We start from the raw sequence: 18,024 nt of genomic DNA, 5'->3' as shown, positions 1-18,024 counted from the left end.
CGTTGATGGAGCAGATCGAGATCATCAAGGCCAGCATCCGGGCGAAGGTGGAGCATCCCTTCAGAGTGCTCAAGCAGCAGTTTGGGTATGTGAAGGTGCGCTACCGGGGGCTCAAGAAGAACACGGCGCAGATCGTCACGCTGTTTGCGCTGAGCAATCTGTGGATGGTGCGGCACAAGCTGCTGGCGATGGCACAGGTGCGCGTGCAGCGGGCGTAATGCCCGCGAAATCCGGGGAAAGTGCCCCGCAGACGCACACAAATGGCGATGCAAGGGGGGGATGAGCTGATGCTGCTCTTCAACCGGGATCGGCACAGTCGTAACTGATTCGTGCAGAGAATCCTTAACAGCTGGGTTGAATCCTGTGGCGGTCGCGAAGGTGGTGTCGGAGTGCGATGAGCCTATTTGATACGGCAAAGGGGACGTGAGGCCTGGAACGTTGCCGCTGTGCCGAGGTTTGCAGAGCAACTTATTGAATTGCTCAAGGAGACCCGGCGGGCCATGCCGCGCGCTACGCCTGCCACGGCGCGGCCCGGGTCACAATCAGGCCCCGGAACCACTCTCAGCCCCCTCCGCGGTGGCCTTGCCATGGCCGTGATGTCCTCCCTGCGGCAATGGGCCCGCCGGCTCAAGACCGAAACCCTGCTCGTCTATTTCGCGGCGCGCGATCCCGGAACGCCCTGGGCCGTGCGCCTGCTGGCGCTGGCGGTGGCCGCGTATGCCTTGAGCCCCATCGATCTCATCCCGGACTTCATCCCCGTGCTGGGGTACCTGGACGACGTGATCATCGTGCCGCTGGGCATTGCCCTGGTGGTGCGTCTGCTGCCCCCGGCCGTGCGCGAGCGCGCGCGGCTGCGGGCCCAGGCCGCCGCGCAGCGGCCCCGGAGCCGCGCCGTGGCGGTGCTGATCGTCATGGTGTGGCTGGCGTGCGCCGTGCTGCTGGCCCGCTGGGCCTGGGGCCTGCTGGCGCGCAGCGCATGATCCGCGCGCGGCCGGCACTCGCTTTGCGGGCGGGCAGCGGTGGTAGCCTGCGCAGCCCCATGCACCGCATCCATTCCTTTTTCGATCTTCGCGCCGTGCCGCCGCGCCGGCCCGGCCCCGCCCGCAGGCTGGCCGCGCTGGCCGTGGGCGTGGCGCTGTTGGCGCCGCTGGCCGCGCGGGCCCTGCCCACCTATGCCGAGGTGCGCGCTGATTACCGCCCGTCGGACACGCTGGTGCTCTCGCGCGAGGGCGAGGTGCTGCAGCGCGTGCGCACCGACGCCACGGTGCGGCGCGGCCAGTGGACCGCGCTGGCCGACGTCTCGCCCGCGCTGCGCATGGCGCTGGTGCTGAGCGAGGACAAGCGCTTCTACGAGCACAGCGGCGTGGACTGGCGGGCCGTCTCGGCCGCCGCGTGGGGCAATCTGTGGAACCAGCGCACGCGCGGCGCCTCGACGCTCACCATGCAGCTCGCGGGCCTGCTGGACGGGGACTGGCAGCAAGGGCCGGGCGGGCGCACCATGGCGCAGAAGCTCGGCCAGACCGTGGCCGCGCAGGTGCTGGAGCGGCGCTGGCGCAAGGACCAGATCCTGGAGGCGTATCTCAACTTGGTGCCCTTCCGGGGCGAGATGGTCGGCATCGACGCGCTCTCGCGCACCCTGTTCGGCAAGGCGCCGCACGGGCTGGACGACCGCGAGGCGGCCGTGGCCGCCGCCCTGGTGCGCGCGCCCAACGCGCGGCCCGCGCTGGTGGCGCAGCGGGCCTGCGGCGTGCTGCGCTCCATGGCGGGCGGGGCGCCGCCGCCCGATTGCGAGGCGCTGGACCTGTTCGCCAGCGCGGCACTGCAGCGCCGGGATTTCAGCGCCAGCGAGGGCGTGGCGCCGCATTTCGCGCGGCACCTGCTGGGCCGGCTGCCCGCGCCGCTGCCCGCCACGGTCACCTCCAGCCTCAGCGCGCCGCTGCAGCGCCGGGCCGTGCAGTCGCTGGACCAGCACCTGCGCGAGCTGCGCGGCCGCAACGTGGAGGACGGCGCCGTGGTGGTGCTGGACAACGCCACGGGCGAGGTGCTGGCCTGGGTGGGCTCCTCGGGCCTGCTCAGCCGGGCGGGCGAGGTGGACGGCGTGCTGGCCGCGCGCCAGCCGGGCTCCACGCTCAAGCCGTTCCTGTACGCGCAGGCGATCGCGCAGCGGCGCATCACGGCCGCCTCGCTGATCGAGGATTCGCCCGCGCACATCCCCACGGCCGGCGGGCTCTACATCCCGCAGAACTACGACCGGCAGTTCAAGGGCTGGGTGTCCGCGCGCACGGCGCTGGCCGCGTCGCTGAACGTGCCGGCCGTGCGCACGCTGGCGATGGTCTCGCCCGACGCCTTTGCCCGGCAGTTGCGCGCGCTGGGCCTGCCGCTGCGCGAGACGGGCGACTATTACGGCTACAGCCTGGCCCTGGGCAGCGCCGAGGTGCCGCTGCTGCACCTGGCCAACGCCTACCGGGCGCTCGCCAACGGCGGCCGCGCGGAGCCGGTGGCGCTGCAGCCCGTGGCCGCGCAGGCGCCGCGCGGCAGCGCCCGCCCGCCTGCCGGGCCGCCGGCGATCGACCCGCGCGCGGCGTTCATCGTGGGCGACATCCTCTCGGACGGCAATGCGCGGGCGCGCACCTTCGGCACCGACAGCGTGCTGGCCACGCGCTTCTGGAGCGCGGTGAAGACCGGCACCAGCAAGGACATGCGCGACAACTGGGCCGTGGGCTGGTCGCAGCGCTACACCGTGGGCGTGTGGGTGGGCAACGCCAGCGGCGCGCCCATGCACGACGTGAGCGGCACCAGCGGCGCGGCCCCCGTCTGGGCCGAGGTCATGGGCTGGCTGCACGGCCCGTCGCCGGGCCGCGTGGTGCGCAGCCGCGCGCCCGCGCCGCCCGGGGGGCTGGTGCAGGCCGCCGTGCGCTTCGGCCCCGAGCCGGGCGGCGCGCGGCTGCTGGAGAGCGCCCGCGAGGAGTGGTTTATCGCCGGCACCCAGCAGCCGCTGTTTGCTATTGATTCAGTAGCAAAAAACTTAGTAAATACGGCGACATCCGGGCGAAATGACCGCAATCCGGCGCCCGGGGACGCCGAAGCGGGCCTGCAGGCGCCCCAGCCGCGCATCCAGGCGCCCGCGCCCGGCACCATCGTGGCGCTGGACCCCGATATACCGCCCGATCGCCAGCGCCTGCAGTTCTCGGCCACGGCGGCGGTGGGGCGCGCCGACCTGCGCTGGCGCATCGACGGGCGGGTGCTGGGCCGGGGCGCCGAGTGGGCGTGGCTGCCCTGGCCCGGGCGGCACCGCGTGGAGCTGGTGGACAGCAGCGGCCGGGTGCTCGACACCATCGCCCTCGAAGTGCGCGGCGCGGGCCTGAAGGCCGGCAAGGGGCGCTGAAATGGCCGCGATCGCCCCCCTGCTGTTCGTCGTGATCTGGTCCACGGGCTTTCTCGTCGGCCGGGGCGTGGCCGCGCATGCCGATCCGTTCTGGTTCCTGGCCGCGCGCTTCGTCGGCGTGGCCGCGCTGCTGGGGCTCGCCGCGCTGTGGGCGCGGGTGGCGTGGCCGCGCGGGGCGCGGCGCATCGCCCTGCACCTGGCGGCGGGCGCGCTCATGAGCGGGCTCTACGTGGGGCCGAGCTGGTGGGCCATGTCGCGCGGGCTACCGGCGGGCGTGATGGCGCTCATCGGGGCGCTGCAGCCGCTCTTCACGGCGCTGATCGCGGTCACCGTGCTGGGGGGGCGCCTGCGGGCGGCCACCTGGGCCGGGCTGGCGCTGGGCTTCGGCGGCGTGGCGATGGTGCTCTGGCCCCGGCTGCAGGCCGCGGCGGGCCTCGATGCGCTGCCGCTGCCCGTGCTGCTGGCGGCCCTGGGCAGCATCCTGGCGCTGACGGTGGGCTCGATGGCGCAGAAGTCGCCCCTGGCCGCCGGCGACCTGCGCAGCGCCGGCGCGGTGCAGAATCTGGGCGCCGTCGCCGTGCTGCTGTGCATGGCCCTGGCCCTGGGCGAGCCCCGCTGGGACGGCTCGCCGCTGCTCTGGGGCGCCCTCGCGTACTCGGTGCTGGTGCTGTCCATCGGCGGCGCCACCCTGCTCATCTGGCTCATGCGCCATGGCGAGGCCACGCGCACGGCGGCCCTGGTGCTGGCCGTGCCGCCGCTCTCGGCGGTGCAGGCCTGGGCCCTCTTCGGCGAGACGCTCACGGGCCTGCAGATCGCGGGCTTCGCGGTGGCCATCGCGGGCGTGGCGCTGGCGCGGCGCTAGGGTTCGCGGATGGTCGTGGCCGTTCCAGGCCACTTGCATGGTGAAGCCCTGGCGGGTTTGGCCCGGGACATGGGAACGGAAGCGAAGACCGCCCATCCCGTCAGGCGGGTGGACGGAGGTTGCCGGGGGCTCGACCCCATCGGCCTTGAAGTGCGAGTGCGCGGCATGGGGCTGAAAGCCGGCCTGCGTTGACATGACTGCAGGGCCGGCATGGCCTTGCGCTGCCACGGGAAGCTCCGGACCTTTGGGGCTTCGCCGCGGTCATCGCGGGGTGGCGCTCACTCCGAGGCGGGGGTGAGCCGCCGTCGGGCGCCGTGGATCACGGCGTGTTGCGGCAGGACCAGGCGATCTCCGTGGTGAAACCCGCGGAGGTTTGCGCCCAGACACCGTTGGTGTAGCGGGGCTGGAACACGGACCGGGTGCTCGGGAAGTACTGGCGGCAGGTATTCCAGGCCGTGCTCCAGGTGATGTTCCACAGCTCCTGCTCGGATGCGGGCGGGAGATTGAAGGTGTACATGAAGGTCACCGTGCCGATGGTGGCAGCATGAGCCGGGGCCGCGGGGACGGCTGCAAAGACCGCCAGCGCCGCAAGGCCTCCGGAGAGGAGCTTCTTCAGAGAATGAATGTTGTGTTTTCTCATGGGTTTCTTTCTCGGATGGGACAGGGGAAAGTGCAGCAAAAACCGCACAGTGGAAACTGTATGTGTTTCCGTTGTGTGGAAAACCGGATCGGCCATCTTTACCAACAAGCCATGTTTATCCCTGGTGAAAAAGAGCGGTATGCAAGAAGTCCCGGCCGCGCAGAAAAGCGTTCGGCACCGGCCCGGATAACTCGCCGATACGATGCCCGTGCATTCGTGCCTGCCGTTCTGGATGGCGAAGCACCTGTTCCCGGCGGATGGCTGCACGTTTGCCCTGAAAAGAGGGCCCAGGCGCTTTTTCCCGTGACCGCTTGCCCCGCACCCCCTGCATCGAGCGCGCGGCGAAGGTCTTCGGTGTGCGGTTCACGCGCTCCCTGAGGAGGGTTGGCGCCTCGGAGGGCGGGCGGTATGTGGCGGCCCGGGAGCGCCCGTGCGAGGAGGGGGATCGCCGGTACCTGGTAGCCTCTGTTTGCTACTGTTTCAATAGCAAATGGCGTAGAAGATACGGCGACATCCGGGCGAAATGACCGGAATCCGATGCCAGGGGATGCCGCAGAGGGCCTGCAGGCGCCCCTGCCGCGCATCCCGCCGCCCCGAGCCCGGTCGGCAACGCATGGAGCGGGGGGACGGAGGTTGCCGGGGGCTCGACCCCATCGGTCTCACAGTGCGAGTGCGCGGCATGGGGCTGAAAGCCGGCCTGCGTTGACATGACTGCAGGGCCGGCATGGCCTTGCGCTGCCACGGGAAGCTCCGGACCTGGGGCTTCGCCGCGGTCATCGCGGGGGGAGGCGCTGACTCCGCGACAGGGGCGGACCGCGGCCGGGATCGGTGGGTCACGGCGTGTTGCAGCAGGACCAGGCGATCTCCGTGGTGAAACCCGTGGAGTGTTGCGCCCAGACACCGTTGGTGTAGCGGGGCTGGAACACGGACCGGGTGTTCGGGAAGTAGTGGCGGCAGGTCGCCCAGGCGGCGCCCCAGGTGATGTTCCACAGTTCCTGCTCGGATGCGGGCGGGTGATTGAAGGTGTACATGAAGGTCACCGTGCCGATGGTGGCAGCATGCGCCGGGGCCGCGGGGACGGCCGTGAAAACCGCCAGCGCGGCCAGGCTGCCGGACATCAGCTTCTTCAGGGAATTGAATCGGGGGATCATGGTTTTTCCTCAGGTGGGTTGTTGAATAGGTTTTGCTGAAGGTTCAGGGGCAGGGAGTCGGGAGTTCGACCGTGCCGCCTGAAAGGGAATATGGGGCGTGGTACCGGGGGGGCGGGGCCGGCGCGCGAACGGAGGCGTGGTGGCGCGAAGGGGCCGGCCCGCTTGTAAAAAGCGTCAGCCATGCGCGAAAAGTCTTCAGCACGGGCGTGCCGGCCGGACACTACGATGCCCTGGCGCGCTGGCCAACCATCCCCGTGCCCGCCGGATTCGCACAGCCGACTGAAAAAAACAGCACAAGGAGTGTTCCCCCGTGGCCGATCTGTCCCGCATCACCTGCATCGAAGACCTGCGCGCCATTGCCAAGCGCCGCGTGCCGCGCATGTTCTACGACTACGCCGATTCCGGCTCCTACACCGAGAGCACCTACCGCGCCAACACGGAAGACTTCCAGAGGATCAAGCTGCGCCAGCGCGTGGCGGTGAACATGGAGGGCCGCACCACGCGCGCCACCATGGTGGGGCAGGAGGTGGCGATGCCGGTGGCGATCGCGCCCACGGGGCTCACCGGCATGCAGCACGCGGACGGCGAGATCCTGGGCGCGCGCGCGGCGAAGGCCTTCGGCGTGCCGTTCACGCTCTCCACCATGAGCATCTGCTCCATCGAGGACGTGGCGGCGCATGCGGGCCCGGGCTTCTGGTTCCAGGTGTATGTGATGCGCGACCGCGACTTCGTCGAGCGCCTGATCGACCGGGCCAAGGCCGCCGGCGTCTCGGCGCTGCAGGTCACGCTGGACCTGCAGATCCTCGGGCAGCGCCACAAGGACATCAAGAACGGCCTGTCCACCCCCCCGAGGCCCACGCTGGCCAACCTGATCGACCTCGCGACCAAGCCGCGCTGGTGTCTGGGTATGCTGGGCACGAAGCGCCGCAGCTTCGGCAACATCGTGGGCCATGCCAAGGGCGTGGGCGACCTGTCGTCGCTGTCGTCGTGGACGGCCGAGCAGTTCGACCCCCGGCTCAACTGGCGCGACGTGGAGTGGATCAAGAACCGCTGGGGCGGCAAGCTGATCCTCAAAGGCATCATGGACGCCGAGGACGCGCGCCTGGCCGTGGCGAGCGGGGCCGATGCCCTCATCGTGAGCAACCACGGCGGCCGGCAGCTCGACGGCGCACCGTCGTCCATCCAGGCGCTGCCCGCCATCGTGGAAGCCGTGGGCCGGGACATCGAGGTGTGGATGGACGGCGGCATCCGCGGGGGGCAGGACGTGCTCAAGGCCTGGGCCCTGGGCGCGCGCGGCACGCTCATCGGCCGCAGCTTCCTCTATGGCCTGGGCGCGCATGGCGAGGCGGGCGTGACCCGCGCGCTGCAGATCATCCAGAAGGAGCTGGACATCACCATGGCCTTCTGCGGCCACACCGACATCCGGCGGGTGGACCGCTCCATCCTCCTGCCCGGCACGCTGCTGCAGTAGCGCTGCGCGCCGCTATCACTTTCTCAAACGCATAAAAGCAACAAGAAGTATCCCGTTCGGCCGGGTTTCACGAAGGGTGGGCCCTTGTCCCGCATCAAGAATGGCGAGAGAGAGCCTAAAATTGGTGCATGCGCGCCCCGTTGTGGGGCGTTTTCCCATTTTTGGGGCATTGCTTTCCACATTCTGGCCATCGCTGGCCGTGTGGAGAGTACTGGGCATATTTACCAAAAGTTGCAAATAAATGACTGCCTGGATCGGGAATCTGAAGTTTTCACACAAGTTCGTCTTGATCGCGGTCATCGCCTTCGCGATGTTCCTGCTGCCCACGGTCCTGCTGATGCAGGCCACGCAGGCGAAGGTCGATACCGCCGCCCGCGAGCGCCTGGGGCTGGCCCCTGCCAAGGAGCTGCTCCACCTCCTCCAGCTGACCCAGCAGCACCGGGGGCTGTCGGCCTCGTTCCTGGGCGGCACGGCCTCTGCCGCCGCCGGGCGGCAGGCCAAGCAGGCCGAGGTGGACGCCTCCCTCGGGCTCATGAAGGAGTCCCTGGCGGGGCTGGGCGACAGCGCGCTGGAGCAGCGCCTGCAGGGCATCCTCGGTGACTGGCAGGCCCTGGCGTCGGCCGTGTCCGGCCAGTCCATCCGGGGCGCCGACAGCAACGCGCGGCACGTGGCGCTCATCGAGCGCCAGCTCGGCCTGATCGACGACGTGGCCAACAGCTCGGGGCTGGCGCGCGACACCGACATGCGCAGCCACTATCTCCAGAAGGCCGTGCTGACGTATCTGCCGCACCTGACCGAGGCGCTGGGCCAGATGCGTGCCCGGGGCGCACTGGTGCTGGCGCGCGGCGAGATCGCGCCGGAAGAGCGCGTGCGCATCGAAAGCCTCTCCGACCGCGTGCGCAAGCACTACGGCGACGGGCGCAAGGCGCTGGAGCTGGCCGCGGGCGGCAGCCTGCCGGCCGCGGTGGAGAAGGCGCGCAACGACGCGCTGGCGGCCGCCGAGGAGGGCTTCAAGCTGGCCGAGGACAACATCGTGCGCGCCGAGGTGCTGAGCATGGCGTCGGCCGACTGGGTGGCGCGCATGACCCGCATCATCGACACGCAGTTCGTGCTGGTGAACACCGCCTTCGACGTACTGCAGGAGTCCCTCGACAGCCAGATCGCGAAGCTGCGCCAGGGCATGTGGGTCCTGGTGGCCGTGCTGGCGGGCCTCGCGGCGGTCGCGCTGTGGATCATGGTGATGGTGACCCGCGCCACCACGCGCTCCATCGATGCGGCGGTGGGCCTGGCCGAGGCCGTGGCCGAGGGTGACCTGACGGTCCATGTCGAGGCCCAGGGCCGCGACGAAGTGGCGCGGCTGCTGAACGCCCTGGCGGCCATGACGCGCAAGCTCAGCAACGTCGTGGGCACCGTGCGGCTCAATGCCGAGAGCGTTGCCAGCGCCAGCGTGCAGATCGCGCAGGGCAATGCCGACCTGAGCCAGCGCACCGAAAGCCAGGCCAGCGCGCTGGAGGAGACGGCCGCATCGATGGAGCAGCTCGGCTCCACCGTGCGCCAGAACGCCGACAGCGCACGGCAGGCCGACGGGCTGGCCCGGGACGCGGCCGGCGTGGCGATGCAGGGCGGCACGGTGGTGCAGAAGGTGGTGGAGACCATGCGCGGCATCCACGACAGCTCCGCGCGCATCGGCGACATCATCGGCGTGATCGACGGCATCGCCTTCCAGACCAACATCCTGGCGCTGAACGCCGCCGTGGAGGCCGCGCGCGCGGGCGAGCAGGGCCGGGGCTTCGCGGTGGTGGCGAGCGAGGTGCGCAGCCTTGCGGGGCGCTCGGCCTCGGCCGCCAAGGAGATCAAGGAACTGATCACGGCCAGCGTGTCGCAGGTGCAGAACGGCTCGGCCCTCGTGGACCAGGCGGGCTCGACCATGGGCGAGATCGTGGAGTCCATCCGCAAGGTGAGCGGCATCGTGGGCGAAATCAGCTCCGCCACCGCCGAGCAGAGCGCCGGCGTGGCCCAGGTGGGTGAGGCCGTGAGCCAGATGGACACCGCCACCCAGCAGAACGCCGCGCTCGTGGAAGAGAGCGCCGCCGCGGCCAGCAGCCTCAAGGCGCAGGCGCAGCAGCTGGTGGAAACCGTGGCGATGTTCCGGCTGTCCGCCAACGCCTGACGGCTGGCATGGCGCGGTCGCGCCACGCAAGAAAAGGCCCCGGGGCGCATCGCGCCGCCGGGGCCTTGGTGTCTTTGGCCGGCGCATGCCGGCTGGCGATCAGGCCGCGCGCCAGAAGATGTAGTCGGCCTGGTACTTCACGATCTGCTTCTGGCCGGCGTTGCCCGCGGCGCACGGCATCGCCGGGGCCACGCCGCCCTGGGTGGCCACGCGCTGGATGTAGCTCACGCCCTGCATCGCGCCCATGCCCGTGGCGGGGTTGGCCTTGACCAGCTGCAGCGGGATGTTGCCCGTGCCGGCGGGCGCCACGGCCACCTGCGTGGCGGTGACCTTGGAGCCGTCCTTGTTCTCCCAGGTGGCGGGCGGGCCCCAGTAGCGGCCGACCATCGCGCCCTTGCGGTCCCAGAGCTGCGCGTCCGGGCCCACGAAGACCCACTCGAATTCGCTGGCCATGTCCTTCTTGGCGCGGCATTCGTAGGTGATCTCGCCTTTGCCCACCGTCTCCATGGCCACCTTGTGGCCCGCGGGGACCTGGACGGCGGCGGGCAGGCCGGATTGCGAGAAGGGTGCCATGGAGGCACCACCCATGTGGCTGCAGGCGGCGAGGCCCAGGGCGGCGGCGATGGCAAGGGGAAGTTGAACTCGCATGGAAGCTCCTTGGTGGTTGAGAGAGGACAGGGGGAAAGAAGCGAGACCGCAGGGAGGCCGGCGTGCGCGGCTCCGTTGCGTCGGCCCCAGGGTGTTGTGATGGTTGTGGGGGCCTGGTCGGCGATCTGTGCCGGACTGCCCTCCCTTACGCAGGGGCATTTCGGTTGGATTCACCAGCGCCGAATGTCCCACATCCATCCGGGGTCTTGTATCCGGGAAAGTCCATGGGCCGTATTGACGGACATTGGCGAAAGACAGAGGCGAATCCTCTGTTCTTTCAATCACAATCGGCGTATGAGCACGCCCAGCACGGACCAGGAACTGATGGAACTCATCGAACGCGTTGCGGGGCGGGATGACGCCGCCCTCAAGCGCCTCTACGACCAGACGTCGTCGCGCCTCTTCGGCGTCGCCCTGCGGGTGCTGCGCAACCGCGAATGGGCCGAGGACGTGCTGCAGGAGGCCTACCTCACCATCTGGCGCGTGGCGGCCAGCTACCGCGAGACCCTGAGCCCGCCCATGGCCTGGATGGGGCTCATCGTGCGCAGCCGCGCCCTGGACCACCTGCGCCGCCGCACGGCCGACCGCGCGCAGCTCACGCAGGAGTTCGACGACGAGATGGCCCAGTCGCTGCGGGACGACGACCCCACGCCCGCCGACATCACCCAGGCCAGCCAGGAGGCCGCCGCGCTGCACCAGTGCCTGGGCCGGCTGGAGAGCCGCCAGCGCGAGGTAGTGAGCCTGGCCTATATGCGCGACATGAGCCATGGCGAACTGGCCGTGCAGTTGAGCCTGCCGCTGGGCACCGTGAAGACCTGGATCCGGCGCAGCCTCGAGAAGCTGCGCGAATGCATGGCGCGCTACGCGTGAAGGCAGGCCGTCCATGAACCTGAACCTCTATCCCGAACTGCTGGAGCGCATGGCCGCGGCCTATGCGCTGGGCACGCTGCGCGGCGGCGCGCGCCGCCGCTTCGAAACCCTGGCCCGCGAACACGCCACTGTGCGCGCGGCCGTGCTCGTCTGGCAGGGCCGCTGGGCGGGCCTGACGGAACTGCAGCCCTCCGAGGCGCCGCCCCCGGAGGTGTGGCTGCGCATCCAGAACCTCGTGCAGGCCGAGAAGGAGCGCGAGGCCCTGCGCGCGCGGCGGGCCGCCGGCCAGGCGCGCCCCGCGGCCAGCGACACCGCCGGGGGCTGGCTGCGCAGCCTGCTCCTGTGGCGGGGCGTGGCGGCGGCGGGTGCCATCGCCACGGTGGCCGCCGTGGTGGTGGGCGCGGGCGTGCAGCAGCGGCTGCGCGTGGAAAGCGGCGCCCAGATCGCCGAGCTGCGCCAGCAACTGGCCGCCACCCCGCAGGTGCGCTATGTGGCCGTGCTGGCCGACGACCAGTCCGCGCCCTCCATGCTCGTCACCTTCGACGCGAGCAAGAACGCCCTGGTGCTGCAGCGCGTGGGCGGCTACCGCGAATCGAGCGACAAGTCGCTCCAGCTCTGGGCGCTGCCGCCGGGCGGCGGACCGCGCTCGCTCGGGGTGCTGGACGGGCAGACCGTGCTCACCCTGCCGGCACCCGAGAGCGCGGTGCAGGGCGTGCCGGCCCTGGCGATCAGCCTGGAACCCCACGGCGGCGTGCCCGGCGACCGGGGCCCGACCGGGCCGGTGCTCTTCAAGGGCGCGCTCATCGAGCGCATGACCTGACGGCCGCGCTTTTTTCGCCCCGGCCGTGCTGACGGGGCGCTGACAAGGCGGCCGGGCCAGGGGCCTTTCCGGGGTGCTTTCGCCCGCCTGCGTGATCCGGGCCCGCATCGCGACCACAAACGCGGCCGCATTCCGTTACAGGGGGTTTCGGAATGCGACAGCCCTTGGCATACTGCCCCGAGGGAGGGTTCGTCTATGTGGTCTTGCGTACAGCTCGCTCCGCGAGCATTCCGCGCTGGTGCCATGGGCCTGCTGGGCCTGGCATGCGCAATCCCTGTCGGCGCCGACACCGGCAAGCTTCTTTTGACCGGGGGCGTGAGTTCCATCTCCGGCGCGGCGGGCGGCGGACTGACGCCCTGGGCCGTCATCGGCACGAACGCCACCGAGGGCGAGGTGGGGCTCAGCGCCTTCACATCGCGCCTGCGCACCCAGGATTTCGGCCTGACCAGCTCGGGCGTGGCGATCGGCGTGCACGACCGCGTGGAATTCTCGGTGGCGCGGCAGAATTTCGACGCCGCGCCCGCCGCCGCGCTCAATGCGGTGGCACCCTTCGGCGTGGAGCCGAACCTGCACCTGAAGATGGACATCATCGGCGCCAAGGTGCGCTTGGCCGGCGACGCGGTGCTCGATTCCGACTCGCTCATGCCGCAGATCGCGGTGGGCGTGGAGCACAAGCGCCTGCATCCAGCCTCCGCTTCGAGCGTCGTGCAGTTCCTGGGCGCCGACACCGACGGCACCGATATCTATGTGAGCGCCACCAAGCTGCTGCTGGACCGCAACCTGCTGGTGCATGCCACGCTGCGCTCCACCAACGCCAACCAGAACGGCCTGCTGGGCTTCGGCGCGCGCGGGCCCGGCAAGTCGGGGCGCAGCCTGCAGCCGGAGTTCTCGATCGCCTACCTGCTGCGCCGCGACCTGGCGGTGGGCGCGGAATGGCGCTTCAAGCCCGACAACCTGCGCGCCCTGGGCCGCGCCGCGGGCCTGGGCGATGCGCTGCGCGAGGACGACTGGCGCGACATCTTCATCGTCTGGGTGCCCAGCAAGAACCTCTCGGTGACCCTGGCCTACGTGGACCTGGGCCGCGTCGTGCCGGGCGTGACGGCCTACCGCCGCCAGCGCGGCGCCTATGTGTCGCTGCAGGCGGCGTACTGATGGAAGCGGAGCGCAGACCATGATGCCCACCGCCTTCATCGCCTCTCTGGTCCGTGTGCCGGTGCGCGGCGCGCTGATCGCCGCCACGCTGCTGGGCGCCCCGTGGGCCATGGCCCAGGCGCCGGCGGCGCCGGCACCCTCCGTGCCGCGCACTGCCGCCAGCTTGCCCGCCGCCGCGATCCCGCCCGGCCTCTACGACGCGCTGGGCCGCAAGGAGGGCATCGTGCGCATCATGGACCGCCTCGTGGACGCGGCTTTCAAGGACCCGCGCATCGGCGCGATCTTCAAGCAGACCAAGCCGCAGGCCCTCAAGGAAAGCCTCACCGACCAGATCTGCGTGCTCACGGGCGGCCCCTGCCAGTACGAGGGCGCTGACATGAAGTCCGCCCACGCCGACCTGGGCATCCGCAAGAGCGACTTCAACGTGCTGGTGGAACTGCTGCAGGACGCAATGAACGCCGAGGGCGTGCCGTTCACCCAGCAGAGCCGGCTGCTGGCGCTGCTCGCGCCGATGCACCGCGACATCATCACCGTGCGCTGAACGCCGCGGCGCCTGCCTGGTTGCTCACTTTTCGATAGCTATCCATGCAATGGATACGGCGACGTGGAGGCTCCCGGGCTTGAAGCGCGGGCCCCGGGCGTTCACGGCACAATGCGGGCCGTGAACGCGCCTCCCGATCCGTCCGACCCCGTGCCCGCCGTGCCGTCCGGCCCCTCGCCGGAGGCCCCGCCGGCCGCGGCACCCCTGCCGCGCCGCATCGCGCACCTGGACATGGATGCGTTCTACGCCTCCGTCGAGCTGCTGCGCTATCCGCAGCTCAAGGGCCTGCCCCTGGTGATCGGCGGCGGGCGCCGCAGCGAGGACGAGGCGCTCGTGCGGGCCTGGGCGGGCCGCGAGGCCGAGATCCCGGCCGAGGCCTTCCCGCGGCTGAGCGGCTACGCGGGCCGGGGCGTCATCACCACCGCCACCTATGCGGCGCGGCAGTTCGGCGTGGGCTCGGCCATGGGGCTGATGAAGGCGGCGCGGCTGTGCCCGCAGGCCATCCTGCTGCCGGTGGATTTCGCCTCGTACCGGCGCGTGTCCCGGCAGTTCAAGGAGGTGATCCTCTCCATCGCGCCGGTGATGGAGGACCGCGGCGTGGACGAGGTGTACATCGACTTCACCCAGGTGCCCGGCGGCCAGCACGAGGGCGGGCGGGTGCTGGCGCGGCGCATCCAGCAGAGCATCCTGGACGCCACGGGCCTCACCTGCTCGATCGGCGTGGCGCCCAACAAGCTCATCGCCAAGATGGCGAGCGAGTTCAACAAGCCCCATGGCATCTCCATCGTGCACGCGGCCGACCTGGAGCCCGCCATCTGGCCGCTGGCCTGCCGCAAGATCAACGGCATCGGCCCCAAGGCGGATGCGAAGCTGCAGTCCTTCGGTATCCACACCATCGGCGAGCTGGCCGCCCGCCCGCGCGACTGGCTGGTGGGCACCTTCGGCAAGGCCTACGGCGCGTGGCTGCACGAGGCCGCCTGGGGCCGCGACGATCGCGCCGTGGTGACCGAGAGCGAGCCCGTCTCCATGAGCCGCGAGACCACCTTCGACCGCGACCTGCACGCCGTGCGCGACCGCGCCGAGCTGGGCCGCATCTTCACCGACCTGTGCGAGCGCGTGGCCGAAGACCTCGCGGCCAAGGGCTACGTGGGCAAGACCATCGGCATCAAGCTGCGCTACGACGACTTCAAGATCGCCACGCGCGACCAGACCATCGGCACCTACACCCGCGACGCCGCCGCCATCCGCCGCGCGGCGGGGCAGTGCCTCAAGCGCGTGCCGCTGGACAAGCGCCTGCGGCTGCTGGGCGTGCGGGTGGGGAATCTGCTGACGGAAGAAGAGGCGCGGGTGGTGGCCGTGAATGCGCGCCCAGGGGTATCGAGGGGAATGAGGGATCTTTTTGAAGATCAGTGAGGGGTGGGAAGCCGGTGCTGGCGTTCATGAAGCTGTGCCGCAGTCTGAAGGCGACTACTTTCGTAGAGAAGGAACAGACCTGTTGCGCCAAAGGCAAACGCAACAACCGCCGTGTTGATAGATTTAACCCAATCGCCATGGAGAAGCAACAAAGGTGTTTCGTAACACAGCAGCCAAAACGCGCTGCAGGCCAGGACGAAATAAGCCGATAAACCAACCCAGGAGAAAAGCTTCCTCAGTTTTGGATTCGATGCGGGTGATTTCAAATCCAGGCCCGTGCCCTCTGGATTGATGTTGATGTATCCACGGACCCGGAGATAACTTTTAATGAAACGTGACGGATTGGGCTGTCGCACCATGAAACGAATTTCCGCCGCGTCCAGTTTCTGGTGATCCATGGCTGCGCTGAAGGCGGACTCCACGAGCATGGGATGGCGATCCGTGCCCCCTTCGTCGAAGAATTGCTTGAGCTTGACATGCTGTTCAGCCAGTGACGGAGCTTGGTCGCGGCGCAGTGGCACGTGTTTGAACACTGGCGCGGCTACGGCGATGACAGCCACTACGGATTTCAGGGCATCGATCAACGTATCCATGGTGATTCTTTTATGGCTTATTTATTGACGTGTTGGGTGGGTTTCGACATGCCGCAGCTCAGACGTCGATCTGCGTCGAAGGGGGCAGATCGACACCGCCCGATTGTAGGGTGATAACGCACCCTTAATACCAGTAAATAATGAGGCCTTGCTCTAGCTGCTCTGGCTCCAGAATCCTATCCGCTGCTTCTTCGGAAGCGTGGGTAATCACCTCCGTCATCATGTCGGGGAATGTATCGAATTGCTCTGCCTCAGACTTTATAAAATGCGCTGGCCTTTGGTGGATCGATTGGTGTAGAAGGGTTTCCTAAGAACTTCATGGGAAAAGAGTTTCTTGAACGTCTGTGCGGTCTTCTTGCCGCCTGTTGCCAAGTGTGTGGGGATATTATGGAAATCCGATTTGGAATAATTATCGCGATCATGCTCGCCTGATTTTGTGCGAATGGAGGGTAGGGGGATGCATGGATTTTGAGTGTCTTGCTGTCTCTGTCTTTGTATTTGTTGAATATTTTGCTCTTGTTTTAATGGCGATAAATGGGCGGTCTCAAATCTCAAAATGTTGCGTTTCGGAGTTGAGGCCGCCCCGCCCACTATCGCAAACGAGAGCCATCAGGATTTATGGCCTCTTCATCCTTTCTTGTGGGGTAGTAGACCTTTTTCTTTTCAAGCTCATAAAATATGATTCCGTGAATGCCTTGTGCCTCGGATTTCTTGATTCGCTGCTTCCAGATGTTATTGAATGCCGCATCAAGTATTCTTTTGTCATTGGTTGCATAAATCTCATCGATGAATGCTATGTCAGCGCCATCTGGAAATATCAATGCAAAATCTTCATCGCTTGCCGAGAAGATGTCATAAACGCAGTTTTGTGCGCCATCAATGATTTGGATGTTTTTCATGATTACCACCTCGGTTTAACATTTCTATAATCCCCGCCGGGCGTTTGAACATCCCAATGTGGGCCGCCGTGCGCGTTGCCGCCTTGCCCAGTTGGACACCAAACGTCGCCTTTGGCATCTTGCCATCCCCATGAAGACCCTCCTTTGCCGGGATTGGGATTAGGAACCCAATTGTCACCTCCCTTGGGTGACTTGAATCCATCCGCTTCTGAGGGTTTGCCGGGAGCTTTGGGACCATTAGGATCATAGGCATTGGCAGGCGGCTTAATGTAAGTATTATTGTTGGCCCACCAGATAGCACCAGCAGCTAATACTGCCCCCACAGCCTCACATCCCCCTGCAGCACAAACACCAGGAATGACGAGAGGAACAAAAAGTCCCGTCGGATCGATGTATTTGATTGGGTTTGCATTTGCGTATCCAAACCGATTCCACCCACCCGTGAGCCCAATAGGATCGACCTGGATATACCTCCCCGTCCCCGCGTCGTAATACCGATGCAGGTTGTAGCTCAGCCCCGTCTCCTCGTCCCACACCTGCCCCGGATACCGAAGGTCGAACAGTACCGCTTCGCCGTAGGTCCGGCCGCTGGCCTGCCCGCTCTGCGCGTAGCCCGTCGCACCGGTCGTGGGGTTCGCTTCTCCGAAACCGGTAATGAGCCATTGCCACACGACTTGGCCTTGGGTGTTGGTGAGGCGCCTTGGCGTGTTCAGGTGGTCGGCATCGATGGCATACAGCCGCCCATTGATCTGCGCGGCCACGGGCAGCGGCCCGGACGCGGTGGGCAGCCAGATCACCTCCGTGCTGTCCATCTCGCCGGTCGGAGCCCCGCTGTTGCTGCTTCGGCGGTTGCCGTACTGGCCCAGCACGGTGCTGCCGATGCCGTCCTCGGCATAGACGGTCTGCTGGGTGATCGCTGAACTGGCGTTGGTGCCGGAGGTGCGCGCATCGCTCTTGAACACGCGCTGTCCCAAGGCGTTGGTGGTGTAGCCCACGGCCAGGGCGCTCTTTGCGTCGGCATTGGGGCCCACCTTGGCGATGCGGCCATCGGTGCCGTAGTGCAGGTAGGTGTCGCCGGCTTTGTTGCACAAATCACCCCGGCCACACCGGTAGACTGAAGGCGTGACGGAAGCAAAGAGCGAGAGGCGGACCAAGTACCGCACGACGAACTGGAAAGCCTACAACGCAGCGCTGAAGGCGCGAGGATCGTTGACGATGTGGCTGGATGAAGGCATGCAGTGGCTTGGCAAGCCGAACGGCAAGCGCGGGCGCAGCCCGACGTTCTCGGACGCAGCCATCCAGTTTTGCTTGAGCATCAAGTGCCTGTTCGGCCAGCCCCTGCGGCAGGCGCTGGGCATGGTGGACAGCCTGCTGCGGCTGGCCAAGCTGGACTGGCCGGTGCCGGACTT

Annotated in this window: 18 protein-coding genes; 12 read left to right on the top strand and 6 right to left on the bottom strand. The window is 68.1% G+C overall.

Annotated features, from left to right (window positions below; genetic code table 11):
* From AX018_RS22985 to AX018_RS22970, 4 genes are all read left to right on the top strand, one after another.
* A partial coding sequence (locus AX018_RS22985) for a transposase (RefSeq protein WP_146749416.1) occupies positions 1-218 on the top strand: 218 nt, incomplete at its 5' end.
* Positions 219-587: 369 nt separating this feature from the next.
* The gene (locus AX018_RS22980) at positions 588-980 is read left to right on the top strand and encodes a YkvA family protein (protein WP_111882355.1); all 393 of its coding nucleotides are present in this window, start codon (positions 588-590) and stop codon (positions 978-980) included.
* Between the two features lie 59 nt (positions 981-1,039).
* Entirely contained in the window at positions 1,040-3,385 is a 2,346-nt protein-coding gene (gene pbpC, locus AX018_RS22975; protein ID WP_111882352.1) for a penicillin-binding protein 1C, read from the top strand.
* Between the two features lies 1 nt (position 3,386).
* A complete protein-coding gene (locus AX018_RS22970) occupies positions 3,387-4,247 on the top strand; it encodes a DMT family transporter (RefSeq protein WP_111882350.1) in 861 nt (286 codons plus the stop codon).
* Positions 4,248-4,566: 319 nt separating this feature from the next.
* On the opposite strand, the gene AX018_RS24985 is transcribed toward AX018_RS22970, so the two are convergent.
* Entirely contained in the window at positions 4,567-4,887 is a 321-nt protein-coding gene (locus AX018_RS24985; protein ID WP_146749415.1) for a hypothetical protein, read from the bottom strand.
* A gap of 833 nt (positions 4,888-5,720) precedes the next feature.
* Positions 5,721-6,038, bottom strand: coding sequence for a hypothetical protein (locus AX018_RS22960; protein WP_111882345.1), 318 nt, complete (start codon positions 6,036-6,038; stop codon positions 5,721-5,723).
* A 310-nt stretch (positions 6,039-6,348) separates the two neighbouring features.
* On the opposite strand from AX018_RS22960, the gene AX018_RS22955 reads away from it, so the two are divergent.
* Positions 6,349-7,509, top strand: coding sequence for an alpha-hydroxy acid oxidase (locus tag AX018_RS22955; RefSeq protein ID WP_111882342.1), 1,161 nt, complete (start codon positions 6,349-6,351; stop codon positions 7,507-7,509).
* Between the two features lie 241 nt (positions 7,510-7,750).
* On the top strand, positions 7,751-9,679 hold the full coding sequence (locus AX018_RS22950; RefSeq protein ID WP_111882339.1) for a methyl-accepting chemotaxis protein: 1,929 nt from the start codon (positions 7,751-7,753) through the stop codon (positions 9,677-9,679).
* Positions 9,680-9,778: 99 nt separating this feature from the next.
* On the opposite strand, the gene AX018_RS22945 is transcribed toward AX018_RS22950, so the two are convergent.
* On the bottom strand, positions 9,779-10,327 hold the full coding sequence (locus AX018_RS22945) for a DUF3455 domain-containing protein (RefSeq protein WP_111882336.1): 549 nt from the start codon (positions 10,325-10,327) through the stop codon (positions 9,779-9,781).
* Positions 10,328-10,621: 294 nt separating this feature from the next.
* Between AX018_RS22945 and AX018_RS22940 the strand changes: the two genes are divergently transcribed.
* The 5 genes from AX018_RS22940 to AX018_RS22920 all read left to right on the top strand — a co-directional run bounded on the left by AX018_RS22940 (position 10,622) and on the right by AX018_RS22920 (position 15,123).
* Entirely contained in the window at positions 10,622-11,197 is a 576-nt protein-coding gene (locus AX018_RS22940; RefSeq protein ID WP_111882334.1) for a sigma-70 family RNA polymerase sigma factor, read from the top strand.
* 13 nt (positions 11,198-11,210) lie between these two features.
* Entirely contained in the window at positions 11,211-12,017 is an 807-nt protein-coding gene (locus tag AX018_RS22935; RefSeq protein WP_111882331.1) for an anti-sigma factor, read from the top strand.
* A 243-nt stretch (positions 12,018-12,260) separates the two neighbouring features.
* The gene (locus tag AX018_RS22930) at positions 12,261-13,169 is read left to right on the top strand and encodes a DUF3034 family protein (protein WP_245951793.1); all 909 of its coding nucleotides are present in this window, start codon (positions 12,261-12,263) and stop codon (positions 13,167-13,169) included.
* Positions 13,170-13,188: 19 nt separating this feature from the next.
* Complete coding sequence (locus AX018_RS22925) at positions 13,189-13,710, top strand: group I truncated hemoglobin (protein ID WP_111882326.1); 522 nt, start codon at positions 13,189-13,191, stop codon at positions 13,708-13,710.
* 111 nt (positions 13,711-13,821) lie between these two features.
* Positions 13,822-15,123, top strand: a complete 1,302-nt coding sequence (locus AX018_RS22920; protein WP_111882323.1) for a Y-family DNA polymerase — start codon at positions 13,822-13,824, stop codon at positions 15,121-15,123.
* On the opposite strand, the gene AX018_RS24980 is transcribed toward AX018_RS22920, so the two are convergent.
* The 3 genes from AX018_RS24980 to AX018_RS25955 all read right to left on the bottom strand — a co-directional run bounded on the left by AX018_RS24980 (position 15,117) and on the right by AX018_RS25955 (position 17,706).
* Complete coding sequence (locus AX018_RS24980) at positions 15,117-15,716, bottom strand: hypothetical protein (protein WP_146749414.1); 600 nt, start codon at positions 15,714-15,716, stop codon at positions 15,117-15,119. The two genes, AX018_RS22920 and AX018_RS24980, sit on opposite strands and share 7 nt — an antisense overlap.
* 590 nt (positions 15,717-16,306) lie before the next feature.
* Entirely contained in the window at positions 16,307-16,615 is a 309-nt protein-coding gene (locus AX018_RS22915) for a hypothetical protein (protein WP_111882320.1), read from the bottom strand.
* A 2-nt stretch (positions 16,616-16,617) separates the two neighbouring features.
* On the bottom strand, positions 16,618-17,706 hold the full coding sequence (locus tag AX018_RS25955) for an RHS repeat-associated core domain-containing protein (protein WP_146749413.1): 1,089 nt from the start codon (positions 17,704-17,706) through the stop codon (positions 16,618-16,620).
* Positions 17,707-17,737: 31 nt separating this feature from the next.
* Here AX018_RS25955 and AX018_RS22905 point away from each other — a divergent pair.
* A partial coding sequence (locus tag AX018_RS22905; protein WP_211322511.1) for a transposase occupies positions 17,738-18,024 on the top strand: 287 nt, incomplete at its 3' end.

The sequence above is a fragment of the Paracidovorax anthurii genome (assembly GCF_003269065.1).
Classification (GTDB): domain Bacteria; phylum Pseudomonadota; class Gammaproteobacteria; order Burkholderiales; family Burkholderiaceae_C; genus Paracidovorax; species Paracidovorax anthurii.
This window is presented reverse-complemented; position numbering and strand designations above follow the sequence as displayed.